The 13,664-nt window shown below is 72.0% G+C and carries 9 protein-coding genes; 5 read left to right on the forward strand and 4 right to left on the reverse strand.

The annotated features are described in order from the left end of the window. Nucleotides 1–18 precede the first annotated feature (18 nt). The 3 genes from F9C41_RS19355 (at nucleotide 19) to F9C41_RS19365 (ending at nucleotide 3,705) form a co-directional block, all read left to right on the forward strand. Nucleotides 19–1,422, forward strand: coding sequence for a cellulase family glycosylhydrolase (locus F9C41_RS19355; RefSeq protein WP_155388223.1), 1,404 nt, complete (start codon nucleotides 19–21; stop codon nucleotides 1,420–1,422). Between the two features lie 183 nt (nucleotides 1,423–1,605). Beyond that, the gene (locus tag F9C41_RS19360; protein ID WP_155388224.1) at nucleotides 1,606–2,256 is read left to right on the forward strand and encodes a M23 family metallopeptidase; all 651 of its coding nucleotides are present in this window, start codon (nucleotides 1,606–1,608) and stop codon (nucleotides 2,254–2,256) included. A 45-nt stretch (nucleotides 2,257–2,301) separates the two neighbouring features. Continuing rightward, a complete protein-coding gene (locus tag F9C41_RS19365; RefSeq protein ID WP_155388225.1) occupies nucleotides 2,302–3,705 on the forward strand; it encodes a mannosyltransferase family protein in 1,404 nt (467 codons plus the stop codon). Nucleotides 3,706–3,766: 61 nt separating this feature from the next. Here the strand turns inward: F9C41_RS19365 and F9C41_RS19370 are convergent, their stop codons facing one another. The 4 genes from F9C41_RS19370 to F9C41_RS19385 form a co-directional block, all read right to left on the reverse strand. Beyond that, complete coding sequence (locus F9C41_RS19370; protein ID WP_155388226.1) at nucleotides 3,767–5,173, reverse strand: carboxylesterase family protein; 1,407 nt, start codon at nucleotides 5,171–5,173, stop codon at nucleotides 3,767–3,769. A 123-nt stretch (nucleotides 5,174–5,296) separates the two neighbouring features. Further along, nucleotides 5,297–7,297, reverse strand: a complete 2,001-nt coding sequence (locus F9C41_RS19375) for an FAD-dependent oxidoreductase (RefSeq protein ID WP_230689757.1) — start codon at nucleotides 7,295–7,297, stop codon at nucleotides 5,297–5,299. A 116-nt stretch (nucleotides 7,298–7,413) separates the two neighbouring features. Beyond that, nucleotides 7,414–9,081: a heparinase II/III family protein gene (locus tag F9C41_RS19380; RefSeq protein ID WP_155388227.1), complete on the reverse strand. Its 1,668-nt coding sequence runs from the start codon at nucleotides 9,079–9,081 to the stop codon at nucleotides 7,414–7,416. Between the two features lie 14 nt (nucleotides 9,082–9,095). Continuing rightward, the gene (locus F9C41_RS19385; RefSeq protein WP_155388228.1) at nucleotides 9,096–10,223 is read right to left on the reverse strand and encodes a substrate-binding domain-containing protein; all 1,128 of its coding nucleotides are present in this window, start codon (nucleotides 10,221–10,223) and stop codon (nucleotides 9,096–9,098) included. Nucleotides 10,224–10,553: 330 nt separating this feature from the next. Between F9C41_RS19385 and F9C41_RS19390 the strand changes: the two genes are divergently transcribed. Continuing rightward, the gene (locus F9C41_RS19390) at nucleotides 10,554–11,564 is read left to right on the forward strand and encodes a hydroxyacid dehydrogenase (RefSeq protein WP_155388229.1); all 1,011 of its coding nucleotides are present in this window, start codon (nucleotides 10,554–10,556) and stop codon (nucleotides 11,562–11,564) included. Further along, nucleotides 11,561–13,642, forward strand: a complete 2,082-nt coding sequence (locus F9C41_RS19395; protein ID WP_155388230.1) for a DUF2264 domain-containing protein — start codon at nucleotides 11,561–11,563, stop codon at nucleotides 13,640–13,642. Before F9C41_RS19390 ends, F9C41_RS19395 begins: the two co-directional genes overlap by 4 nt. The last annotated feature ends 22 nt before the right edge of the window (nucleotides 13,643–13,664 follow it).

Genomic DNA, 13,664 nt, shown 5'->3' on the forward strand with positions numbered 1-13,664 from the left:
CTCCTCCAGAGGTAGGTCATGAAACGACTGCTCACATCCGTCGGTGTCGCCGTGCTGGCCACCGCCGCATCCGTCCTCGTCGCCGTCAGCCCCGCTGACGCGGCCGTAGGGCTGCACATCAGCGGCCGCAACATCGTCGAAGCCAACGGCCAGAACTTCATCATGCGCGGCGTCAACCACGAGCACGTCTGGTTCACCGGCCAGACCAGCTCGTTCGCCAACATCAAGGCCGCCGGCGCCAACACCGTCCGCGTCGTGCTCGGCAGCGGCAAGCGCTGGGGGCCGTCCACCGACGTCGCCAACGTCATCTCCCTGTGCAAGCAGAACCGGCTGATCTGCGTCCTGGAGGTGCACGACACCACCGGGTACGGCGAGGACGGCGCGGCCGCCACGCTCGACGAGGCCGTCAACTACTGGATCAGCCAGAAGACCGCGCTGGTGGGCCAGGAGAACTACGTCGTCATCAACATCGGCAACGAGCCCATCGGCAACACCAACGCCGGCCAGTGGACCGCCGCGACCACCGCGGCGATCCAGAAGATGCGCACCAACGGCTTCCAGCACCTGCTCATGGTGGACGCGCCGAACTGGGGCCAGGACTGGCAGTACGTCATGCGCGACAACGCGCAGACGATCCTCAACGCCGACACCCAGAAGAACACGGTGCTGTCGATCCACATGTACGACGTGTTCAACACCGCCACCGCGATCCGCGACTACCTCGACCGCTTTCAGAACAACGGCTGGCCGCTGGTCATCGGCGAGTTCGGCTGGCAGCGCTCACCCAGCAACGTCGACGACCAGACCCTGATCGCCGAGGCGAACGCCCGCGGCCTGGGCTACCTCGGCTGGTCCTGGGCCGGAAACAACGACCCGTATCTGGACATGACGGTCAACTTCGACCCGACCCAGCTCACCGAGTGGGGCCTGCGGCTGTTCAACGGCGCCAACGGCATCAAGGCCACCGCCAAGGAGGCCACGATCTTTGGCGGTACGCCGTCGCCGAGCGCCACGGCGTCGCCACGTCCCTCCGCCTCGCCGAGCACCTCCCCGTCGCCGAGCCCCTCGCCGTCGCGGAGCACGTCGCCCTCGCCGAGCGCGTCCCCGTCACCCGGCGGGCGCGGCTGCACCGCCGTGTACTCGGTCGTGGGCCAGTGGCCGGGCGGCTTCCAGGCCGACGTGCGGGTGACCGCGGGCAACACGGCGATCAGCAGCTGGACGGTGACCTGGACGTTCGCCAACGGGCAAACGGTCACCCAGGCCTGGAGCGCCACGGTGACCAGCAGCGGATCGGCCGTGACCGCTCGCAACGTGAGCTACAACGGCAGCCTGGCCGCCGGTGCCGGCACGAACTTCGGGTTCCTCGGATCCTGGAACGGCAGCGCGAACGGCGTCCCCGCGGTGACCTGCACCGCGAGCTGATTGTCGGTGGAGAGCCGGCCCGGGCGGTCAACACCCGGGCCGGCGCTCGCCGAGCAGCGGACCCTGTGCGTGCAGGCCAGGGCGGTAGCACGGGTGCGTGCTCGGCGCGTCGGCCGCTGCACCGTCTGTACAGCAGGCCACAGCCGGATCCGTGACCTTGCCCGGGCCTGCCATGCTCGGTCCGTGCCGACCGTCTACCACAGCAATGGCAACCGCCGCCGCCGCCGCGGCCGCGGCCGCCGTGCCCGCGTACTGCGCACGCTCGGCATCGTCGCGGCCGTCGCCGCCGTCGCGGCCGCCGCCGTGTGGCTGTGGCCCGCCGGTCCCCGGCCGCTGTTCCAGCTGCCCGCCGCCTGCGGCGAGAAGTGGCAGCTGGGCACCTATCCGGGCCACGGCGAGGACGACGTCGACATGTTCCCGATGTCCGGGCAGTCCTGGGGGCATCCCGTGCTCGCGTCCTACGGCGGGACGGTCGTCGAGGCCGGGATCAACGGGGAGCTGGGCGGGCGCACGCCGCAGAACCCGCGGGGCCCGCGCGGCAGCGGCGGCGGCTACTGGGTGAAGATCGACCACGGCGGCCGGTGGACGACCGTGTACATGCACCTGCTGGAACCGCCGATGGTCAAGGAGGGCCAGCGCGTCGAGCAGGGCCAGCAGATCGGCAAGGTCGGCAGCACCGGCGACTCCGGCGCGGCGCACCTGCACTACGAGCAGCGCCGCGGTCTGCAGACGGTGGAGAGCTACTTCGACGGGGCCGCGTCGGGCATCACGCACGACGACCGGGAGTACACCGTCCTGCGCACCAGCAACAACTGCGCCGCCAGGAAGCTGTAGCCCGGCGACGCCGCTGTCTGGTCGCCGGTGCTAACGTTCCCGCCCGTGTCTGACTTCCCCGGGCCTGGGCTCGTTTCGGTTCGTCGCCCGCCGGCTGGTGCGCCGGACGACATGCTTGCCGACGGCCTGCCTGTTACGCCCGATATTTCAGCATACGACAACATGTCGGGTGATGCGGCGTCGGCCGACGGCGCGGCGCCGGCTGGGATCGCGACGGTCGGTACCGGGACGCCGTGGCGGCGCTGGCGGCCCTCGGTGGTCGCCGGGCTCGCGGTCTGGGCCGGTGGGCTGTTCGTGTACTTCCTCGTCACCGCCGCGGCCTGGATGCCGCTGGGGAAGGTGCTAGCCCAGGCCGAACCGATTCCGTCCACGTTCCGGCAGCTCATCGCGACCTGGTACGTCTGGGACACGACCTGGTACCTGAGCATCGCGGACTCGGGGTACCGCCACATCGAGCAGAGCACCGCGTTCTTCCCGCTCTATCCGATGACCGTGCGGGTGGCCAACTACCTGCTGCCCGGCGACTCCCTCGAGGCGGCCCTGCTGGTCGGGGCGCTGTGCTGCCTGGCCGTGCTGATCCTGGCGCACCGGCTGGCCACCGACCTGATCGGCGCCGAGGACGCCCAGCGGACGATCATCTATCTGCTGGCCTTCCCGACGGGGTTCTTCCTGATGGCGGGCTACAACGAGGCGATGTTCGTCGCGCTCGCGCTGGCCTCGCTGTACTGCATGCGCCGCGGGCGCTGGTGGTGGGCGGCGATGTTCGCCGGTTTTGCCGGCGCCACCCGCATGGCCGGCATCATGCTTGGTGCGGCGTTCGTCTACGAGTACCTGCGCCAGCACGGTTTCTCCATCCGGGAGCTGACCGCGGCAGCTCGCCAGGGCCGGCTTCTGCGCGCGCTGCGCGCACTGGTCGATCGCCACGCCTTCGCCGTGGTGCTGGTGCCTGCCGGGGTCGGGGCGTACATGCTCTACTGCCGCCTCACCTTCGGCAACGCGCTGCACTTCCTGGAGTCGCAGAAGGCTTGGAACAGGGACGGCTTCACCTTTCCCTGGACGGTGATCGGCGACACCGTCGTGCACATCAGGAACTTCGAGTCGATCTTTCATCCCGACTCGATCCGCAACATCGCGAACCTGATCACGGCGCTGGGTGTGCTGGTGTTGCTGGTGCTCGCTCTGGCCGGCCCGTGGCGCCTCGGCGCCGAGAACGCCTACCTAGTGATCTTCGCGGCGGCGATCATCCTGATGCCGCTGTCGAACCCGATCCGCGCGCACGTGGTCCCGCTGGACTCGTTGTGGCGGTTTGCGCTGGAGTGCACGGTGGTGTTCATGGTGCTGGCCAGGATGGGGCGCAGCGCGGCGTTCGACCGCCTCTACCTCACGACGATGATGGCCGTGCAAGGCGTGATGCTGGTCGTGTTCCTGCATTTCAACTTCGTTGCCTGACGGCCACCGGCCGTGAACGAGGGCGGACGGGTCTTGCGGTGAGTAACGAGCTGCACGGGCCTCAGTAGCCGAGCCCACCGCTGCGCGCTGTGCCGAAGCGGTGGACAGCCGCACGCCGACCCCGGTACGGCTGCCAGCCGAGTTCGGTCAGCCCGGGCGCGCCGCCGGCCGCGAACGACAGCCACGCCGAACGCAGCGCCCTGCCGTGTTCGGTCACGTCCTCCCAGCTCTGACCGGCGAGCATCGGCGCCTGCGCCCACGCGGCCTCGTCGCCGAACAGCCAAGGCAGGTCGCTGCAGTGGCCCGCCCGGTAGGGCGACGCAGAGGCCGGGCCGTCGATGCCGTACACGAAGACCCGTGCGCCGGCCCCGCTCAGCAGCCTGGCGAACCGCAGCGTCGGCCGGGTGAAAGCCGTCCAGGTGACCACGCCGATGACGCCGTTCTCGACGGCCCGCCCGACCAGCGGCACCCGCTCGGAGATGCGACCGCCGCCCAGGAAGTAGGCCATCTCGCGGCGGGTCGTGCCGAGCACGACTTCAAGGTCGGGCGCGCCCGCCCGGCACGCGGCCAGCCAGCCTTCGGCGTCGGGCAGCGGATCCGCGCCGGCCACCGGCCCGTACGCCGGGGTGAACCCGCGCCCGGCGACGTCGCGTTCGGCCGCCTGCTGTGCCGCGAGCAACTGCTCGAGCGAGGCCTCGTACGGGTCGCCGCCGAGCCGGGCGAGGAAACGCTCGCCCAGCCGCCCGGTGTCGGGCGCGCCGCCGAGTCCGAGTCCCAATGGCGGGCTCTGCAGCACGACGCGGCGGAACAGCGACCTCGCCTGCGCCACGCCCAGCAGGCAGGCGATCGAGTGGGCGCCGGAAGACTGCCCGACCAGGGTGACGTTGCCGGGGTCGCCGCCGAGGTCGGCGGCGTTGTCGCGGACCCAGCGCAGCGCTTCGAGCTGGTCCAGCAGGCCCAGGTTGCCGGGGGAGACGCCGGGCGCGGACAGGTAGCCCAGCGCCCCGAGCCGGGAGTTGACGCTGATCACGACCACGTCGCCCTCGCGGGCCAGCCGGTCGGTCCGGTAACGGTCCCAGGAGCCGGCCCCGGAACGGTACGAGCCGCCGTGCAGCCAGACGATCACCGGCCGGCGCGCTCCGTCGGCTGCCGGGGTGACGATGGTCAGGTTGAGGCAGTCCTCGGACTGGTCGCCGATCTCGGGCGAGCCGCCGGCCGAACCCGGCCGGGCCGGTGGCTGCGGGCTGACCCCGCCGTGCTCGACCGCGTCGCGTACGCCGGACCAGGGCTGCTCCGGCGTCGGCGGCCCGAACCGCGGGGCGGTGGCGTAGCGGACGCCGCGCAGCACGGTCAGGCCGTTCTCCCGTCGCCCGCGCAGCGCGCCGCAGCCGACCGTGACCAGCACGTCCTGCGGGGCCTCAGCGGAGCCGATCGGGTCACCGCTGCGGGTGGGGGAGTCGGACAGCACCGATGACCTGCCTTTCGTTCGGCGTCGACGGACGCGAACGGGGGCTGGTCCGCGGCCTGACGCGACGATTCCACGATATTCCGGAGAAGTCCGTGGATGCGCCCCGGCGGTGTGCCGATCCGGTCACGCCGAGGCGACGGCCTCGTCGTCGCGCCGCTGCCCGGCGCTTCGCTGCGCACCCGGCAGCGCCGCTGTGCCCAGCGCGCTCTCCAGCTGCTCCCAACGGGTGACCAGATCCGTGATCATGAGCATCATGACGTCGGGAAACGCGTACAGGAACGTCTTGTAACGGTAGTGGTCCAGGTAGTAGAGCTCGACGTCGCTCAGGGCGGTGACGGTGGCGGTGCGGGCGCTGAAGAACAGGTCGTGCGCGCCCAGCAGGGCGCCGCGGGTCATGGTCGTGCGCTCGTAGACGCCGCCGAAGTCGACCTCGACCTGCCCGCCGGCGATCAGGTAGATCCCGTGGGCGTCGTCGTCCTCGCGGCACACGTCCTCCCCGGGGGCGAAGGACAGCTCGTCGAACATCGAGGCCAGCGTCTCCAGCTCGGCGTCGACCAGCGGCGCGAACAGGCGCACTCCGTACGGGTCGACGCTGCCGCGCAGGCAGGCCACCCGTTCGCGCAGATCGTGGTCGCTGATGTGGCTCATGCGCATACGCGCGAATCGTTTCATCCGGTCGATGTCGCGCCGCTGGCGGCGCGGGGTCTCCGCGCTCGGCGCGGTGTAGAGGGTGGTGTCGCCGCTGATGCGGGCGGCCTCGCGCAGGCCCGACTCGTATGCGCTGTGCACGCAGCCCCAGTGGTAGCCGTTGGTGGCCTCGCCCGCGAAGTACAGCCGGCCGCCGACCGGTTCGGCGAGCACGCCGATGTCCTTGGGGGAAGCGTCGACGCCGATGCACGAATAGGAACCGCGGGTGAACGGGTCGCCGGACCAGCCGGTGCGGGAGACGTGCGCGGGGGCGGGCGCGTCGGGGCCGAAGATGTCCTGGACCACGGTGGCGCTGTAGTCGGCGACCTGCTCGTCGGACCAGGTCTCCAGCTCGCGGCCGAGCGAGCCGCCCAGCAGCATCACCAGGATCGGCTTGCCGTGCGATCGCCACATGCTGATCACGACCGTGGGATGGCGGTCGGTGTCGCGGCACAGGTAGCCGAAAGCGTACTGCTCCTGCGGCCAGAACGGCTCCGGGAAGTGCAGGGCGATCTTGTTGAGCGTGCCGAAGCCCAGCCGCGTGATCGCCGACCGCTTCGCTTCCGGCAGCGGCGGGTCGAAGGCCACGGCCCCGCTCTTGAGGACGCCGAGCGGCAGGGTGACCAGTGCTTTGTCGGCCGTGAAGTCGCCCCGGTCGGTGACGACCCGCACGGGACCGTCGCCGCTGTCGATCCGCGTCACGACGTGGTTCAGCCTGATGTCGAGGCCGTCGGCGAGGGCGTCCACGACGGACTGGTAGCCGCGGTGCAGGACGCTGTCGCCGTGGCCGTAGACCAGGTAGCCGTCCTCCCAGTGCTTGAGCGACAGCCGGTCGGCGTCCTCGGCGACGTCCTCGCGCAGCACCACGTTCAGGTGATAGCGCACGGCGTGCTCGTCTTCGGGGCCGTAGCCGCGGGAGGCGAGAATCTGCCCGATGGCCTCGGCGAGGGAGGTGTCGGGATGTCCCCGCTTGCGCGCCCGCTCCGCGCGCTGTTCGAGCTCGTGCAGCACGCCGTCGGCCAGCTCCAGGGTGCGGTTCTTCGCGGCCTGGCTGGTGATCCGCCGGTCCGTGCCGAACAGGTCCAGGTTGTCGAAGCCGCCGGTGTAGGAGCTGTCGCCGCCGACGTAGCTGTAGGGGATCTCCAGCCGTTCGACCAACTCGGTGATCGGGTTGCCGTCGGTGCCGTGGATCCAGTGCGCGCCCAGGTCGACACCGTCGGCGTCGGTCCAGATGCGCCCGCCGACGCGGTCGCGGGCTTCCAGGATCGTGACGGGATGGCCGAGTCCGCGCAGCGCCTGCGCCGCCGCCAGTCCGGCGATCCCGGCGCCGATCACGAGAACGCGGGGCAGGCCGGCGGCAGGGCCGTCCGCCGTCGCGGCGGCGTGATCCGGTTCGGGGGACGACGACATGAAGTGGTGCCCGATTTGGTCAGACATACGAAGATTGTGAAGTACGCGGGTCGTGGAGTGGAAGAGGCAGAAAAAGGGGCAGAACGGGCGGCGCGTCGCCCGGTGGCACGTCGGTGTTCAGGACATGGCGAGCGCCGGCTCGCTCACTTCACCTCGAACACGAACCGGTGCACGGACCGCCCGGCAGGTGCGACGGTGATGCAGCTCAGCCGGTACACCCGGTCCGGCCGAGCCTGGTGATCCGAGGCGACCACCTCCTCCACGGCGGCATGCGGGCAGCCGTGCGAGAGCGTGACCAGGTCGCCCCAGCTCGCCGCGCCGGCCGTCAGCGTCGGCTCGCGGCGGCTGACGAAGACCTCCTCGACGGGCAGCTCCCGCCCGGCGTCGATCTCGTCGGTCAGTTCGAGCCGCCCGTCAGGCCACCAGCGGAACCGCCGGATCAGTGACCGCAGGCCGGCCACCTGGTATGCCGAGGTCAGGTCGAGGTCGAAGCGGATCGTGTCGCCGTCATCGTGGAAGAGCAGAACCTCCGCCGCCCGGTCCGCGCCCGGCAGCTGGACCTGGCCGTCGATGACAGGCACCGAGTGGCCGCGCGCCGAGGGGTGCAGACGGTCGTAGCGGTCGGGTCCGAAGTAGCCGGCGGTGTACTCGCCCGCGCCGAGGTCGTCCAGCACGCTCTGGCCGCGGGTGTGCAGGACGAAGTGGCCCAGGTCGTTGTGGTTGTGCGGCTCGTCGTTGTGGCCGCCCTTCGCGGCGAACGCGACCCGGCCTCGATGGACGACCCAGGCGAGATCGGGCAGGAAGCTCGTCGCCTCGACGGCGCTGTCGGGCGCGCCGGGCCGGAACCAGGCCAGCGTGCGCGACAGGTGCCCCCACCGGTAGCAGTGGTCGTCGTGCAACGACGGCACGACCCCCGCGGGCGGGGTGCCGAACCGCTCGGCCAGCCGGGTGAGCAGCCCTGCGGGCAGCCACGGCCGCTCGGAGGCGTCGGAGAACGGGACGTACGCGCCCGCGCCCAGCGCCACGCGGTACGGGAACGCCGCGATCTCGGCCACCTTCGCCGAGTCGAGCAGGTCCTCGCCGGTGTGCTCGCGCAGCGCCTCGGCGAAGTACACGAAGTAGCCGAAACCGTAGACCCAGTAGTCCACGCCCTCGGCGCAGCCGCCGTCGTCGCCGAACCCGGCCAGGTAGCGGTCCATGGCCCGGCGGCTGCGGTCGAGCATCGCGGCCAGCCGTGAGGCGTCGGCGGGGGAGTCGCCCAACAGCGCCAGCGCCGCCATGCCGGTCGCGCCGGCGCACACGGCCTCCCAGTTGTTGCCGTGGCCCTCCCAGTTCAGCGCTCTGGTGTCGGTGTAGGGCACGAAGACGCGGCGCTCCACCTCGGCCCGCACCCGGTCGGCGACACGGCGGTCGAGCCGGTCACCCAGCCCGGCCACGGTCTCGGCGAGAGTGTGCGCGGTCTCGGCGGCGAACAGGTCCAGGCACTGCTCGGGGCCGCGGTCCTGGTCGGCGCTGTGGCGCACGTGCGCGGGCAGGGCCCAGGTGTACTCGTCGCACACCGACCACAGGGTGTCGGCCAGCGGCCCGAGGTCGGTGTCCGGGGCGAGCAGCGCCTGGGCGGCGCGGGCGGCCAGCCGGGCGCGGCGGCGGAAGTAGTGCCGCTCGTACCGGATGCGGTTGCCGGTGTCGAAGTAGTCCCGGTAGGCGGTGAAGCCCAGTTCGGGCATCGAGTCGTCGGCGGCCGCGGCGCGGATGTCGCGCAGCAGCGAGGTCAGCTCGCCCGTCGGGCGGGGAAAGGAACTGTCGGGCATGGTCGCGCCGGCCGTCAGGGGCGGGCGCCGCTGGAGTCGCGCACGATCAGCTGCGGGCTGATCGACACCCGGTGCACGGGCCGTGCCGGGTCCTGCAGGCGCTGGGACAGCAGCTGCATCGCGCTCTCGCCGATGGTGTACTTCGCCGGCCGGACCGCGCTCAGCGCCGGGTTGGCCAGGCCCGCGACCTCGTCGTCGAACGCGACCACGGCGAGGTCGTCCGGGACGCGGATCCCGCGCTCCTCGCACCGCGCTACCAGCGAGATCGCCTCCCGGTCGGAGTGCGCCAGCAGCGCGGTGGTGCCGCTGGCGGTCCACGCGTCGATGCCGCGGTCGATCTCTTCGTCCCATCTGGGGTCGCGGTGATCGGGGCTGATCAGTTCCGGGGCGTCGAGTTCGAGCCCGATCGCGGCGATGGTCTGCTGCCAACCGCGCCGCACCGCCGGGGTGTGCGGGCTGCTGGCCGAGGCCAGGAAACCGACCCGGCGGTGGCCGCGCGCGGCGAGGTGTCGTACGGCCAGGCTCGCGCCGAACGCGTGGTCGGTGAAGACGGACTCGATGTGCTCCTGGTACAGGCCGACCGTGGCGGTGCGCTCGATGAACACCACCGGGATGTCCAATCCGGCCAACCAGTCGATGAGCTGTGCGGCGTCGTCGCCGATGGTGGGCGGTGCGATGAGCAGGCCCTGGATGCCGGCGGTCTCCAGCAGCCATGCGGTCTGGCGGCGCACGTCGGCGACGTCGTCGTAAGAGGAGCCGCGCAGCACTATGCGCACCCCGGCATCCGGGGCGGCGTCGCGGGCGCCGCGCACGATCTCCGGCCAGTAGTAGTCCAGTGACGGGACGACCATGCCGACGGCGGGCAGCGACGCCTCGTCGGTGCTCGTGGACCTGCCCGGCTCCTCGACGGCGACGCTGAACTGGGGCTGCCCGTCGCCGTTGCGGGGCAGCCGGATACCGCCGTGGACGCGTTCGATCGCGCCTTCGTCGGCGAGCTGGGCGATGTCGCGGCGCACGGTGACGGTGGTGACGCCCAGCGCGCGTGCGATCTCGCTGACCCGCAGCGTGCCGTGGGCGTGCAGGTCGGCCAGGAGCCGCTCGCGGCGCTGGTCCGGCAGCAGCGGTGGCTCGGACAGGGTCACGGCTGGGCCTCCACGGTGATGTCGCGCGCGTCGGGCTCGATTGTGCACGGACGCGTGGCGTGGCATGGCACGTGGCGGGCCGCCGTCCGGGCGGACATGACCGGCCCGGACGGGCATCGACGGCGGGATGCGCGCACCCTCGTTCCCTCCCTCACACTTCAAACGAACATATTCGTTCACAAAGAAAAGGCCAGGTCTACGCGTTGCGTGTTACAGCTTCGTAACGGGCCCTTGTCGTGCAGTTTCCGGGCTGGTCTACTCATCGCACTGTTCGAACGAACATAAACAAACATATCAGCAACGCACTGGAAACCGGGGAGAGGCCACCGCATGTACCGTCCGCAGGCACTGCTCGTGATGGGGCCCGAACCGTTCCGGCTCCAATTCGGGCCTCGGGAGCTGCAGCGGCTGCGGACGCTGGCCGATCTCGGTGATCCGATCTGGACCGACGACCTCGACGACCCGCACACCCGGGCCCGCCTGGCCGACACCGAAGTGCTGCTCACCTCGTGGGGCGCGCCGACGCTCACCCCGCAGCGGCTGGCCGCCGCGCCGAAGCTTCGCGCCGTGCTGCACTGCGCCGGCAGCGTCCGCAACCTCGTCTCCGACGAGATCTGGCGCCGCGGCATCCTCGTCACCAGCGCCGCCGAGGCCAACGCAACCCCGGTCGCGGAGTACACCCTCGCCGCGATCGTGTTCGCGGGCAAGAAGGCCCACGTGCTGGCCGCCGAGTCCCGGCTGCGCCCGGCCGACTGGGACGCCGTGCACCACCGCGAAGACCTGTCCAACTACGGCCGCACCATCGGCGTCGTCGGCTTCTCCCGCATCGGCCGCCGCGTCGTCGAGCGCCTGCAGACCCTCGACACCGCGCAGGTGCTCGTCACCGATCCGTACGCCGACCCGGTCGCCGTCGCCGCCGCCGGCGGCCGCCTCGTCGACCTCGACGAGCTGCTGGCCAATGCCGACATCGTCTCGCTGCACCTGCCGGAACTGCCGCAGACCCGGCATACCCTCGGCGCCCGCGAGCTGGCCCTGCTGCCCGACGGCGCGACCGTCATCAACACCGCCCGCGGCGCCGTGCTCGACACCGCGGCGCTGGAACGCGAATGCGCCACCGGGCGGCTCAACGCCATCCTCGACGTCACCGACCCCGAGCCGCTGCCCGCCGGATCGCTGCTGGCCCAGCTGCCCAACGTCATGATCACCCCGCACATCGCCGGGTCGCTCGGCTCCGAGACCCGCCGCCTCAGCGCCCAGGCCCTCGACGAACTCGAACACCTCGTCCACGGCCGACCCCCGCTCGACGCCGTCACCAGCGAGGCCCTGGAGGTGATCGCATGAGCGAGCACCGCCTCAGCAGGCTCGGTGTCGCCGACGAGCGCAGCGAGGAGAAGGCGAGCATTTCGCCGTACACCGGCTGGACCCGCAGCGAATGGGCGGCGCTCGCCGACCACCTGCTCGCCTCCGCCTGGCAGCACGCCTCGCCCACCGGCGCGCTGATCACCCCGCCCGGCGCGCCCGGCGGCTACGGCACCGCCGTCGACGGCCTGGAAGGCTTCGCCCGAACGTTCCTGCTGGCCGGGTTCCGCATCGCCGGCGAGCACGGCCGCGACCCCCACCACCTGCTCGAACGCTACGCCGCAGGCATCGCCGCGGGCACCGACCCGGGCTCACCCGAACGCTGGACCACGCCCCGCGAACACGGCCAGGCCAAGGTCGAAGCCGCGTCGATCGCGCTGATCCTCGACCTGACCCGGCCGTGGCTGTGGGACAACCTCGACCCGGGCGTACAGCAACGCGTCGTGGACTACCTCGCCCAGGTCGTCGGCGACCACACCTACCCGCAGACGAACTGGGTGTGGTTCCGCATCGTCGTCGAGCAGTTCCTCGCCTCCGTCGGCGGCCCGTGGTCACCCGACGACATGGCAGCCGACCTGGCCACGCACGAGTCGTTCGCCCGCGACGGCGGCTGGTACTGCGACGGGCCCGAACGCAGCTACGACCACTACGCCGGCTGGGCGCTGCACCTGTACCCGATCCTGTGGAGCCGCATGACCGGCGCGCAGGCCCAGGCCGCCCCGCTGCTGCCCGAGTACACCGCGCGCCTGGACCGCTACCTGCTCGACGCGGTGCGCCTGGTCGGCGCGGACGGCTCGCCGCTGATCCAGGGCCGCAGCCTCACCTACCGCTTCGCCGCCGCCGCCCCGTTCTGGGCAGGCGCCCTGGCCGGCACCGACGCGCTCGCACCCGGACTGCTGCGCCGCGCCGCGTCCGGGATCGTCAAGCACTTCGCCGACCGGGGCGCGCCCGACGCCGACGGGCTGCTCAACCTAGGCTGGCACCACCCCTGGCGGCGCATCGCCCAGCGCTACTCCGGGACCGGCTCGCCCTACTGGGCGTCCAAGGGCCTGCTCGGGCTCGCCCTGCCGGCCGAGCACCCGGTGTGGACCGACGCCGAGCAGCCGCTGCCCGTCGAACAGGCCGACCAGCTCGCCGTCATCACCGCGCCCGGCTGGGCGCTGTCGGCGACCGCGGCCGACGGCGTGGTGCGGGTCTACAACCACGGCACCGACCACGCCCGCCCCGGCGACCGCAGCACCGACTCACCGCTGTACGCACGGCTGGGCTACTCCACCGCGACCGCTCCGGCGATGGACGACGACGGCTGGGACTGCCCGCTCGACCAGTCCGTGGTGCTGCTCGACGCGCACGGCGAAGCCACCCACCGCAGCGGCTTCACCACCCTGGACGTACAGCTGCTCGGCGGCGACGCGGCCGTGCTGGCCTCCCGCGCCCGCTGCCGCTGGGTCAAACCGGACCGCAACGCCCCGGACCACGGCTCCGGCCTGCCCGGCGACGCCGTCGACGCGGCCACCGTCACCACGGTGTCGGTCGTGCGCGGCGCATGGGAGGTGCGGCTCATCCACGTCGACCCCGCCGGTGCACCCGGCTGGGACCAGGTCACCGCGCTGCGCGTCGGCGGCTGGCCGATCCCGGCGGCAGCCGCCGACGACCGGTCGAACCCGGTCGCCTCCCCGCAGGCGGGCCCGGCACCCCGGCCCGAACCGCAGACACCCGGCCGGCTCGTCGCCGAAGCCGTGGGCACGACGCTCACCTCGACCGCGGTGGGGCTGCACGGCCTCGACGTCGCCGGGGTGCACACCGTGCACGACGCCACCCCGCTGGCCGAGTGCACCGCCATCCCCTGGCTGCAGGCCAGGCCGGGGCGGACCGCCTGGCACGTCGCGGCGTTCGCGCTCAACGGCGGCGCACCCGCGCCGCTGGCACAGATCTCGGGACCCGAGGACGCGCCGGTCGTCCGGGTCACGTGGCCCGACCAGGTCACCACGACGGCGGCGCTGCCCGCGCCGCCGACCGGCCCGCACCACCACGCACAGAACAGATCCTCCGCCGCGTGAGCGGCCGTCCTTAGGAAGGAAC

This window comes from Catellatospora paridis (assembly GCF_009720365.1).
GTDB classification, from domain to species: domain Bacteria; phylum Actinomycetota; class Actinomycetes; order Mycobacteriales; family Micromonosporaceae; genus Catellatospora; species Catellatospora paridis.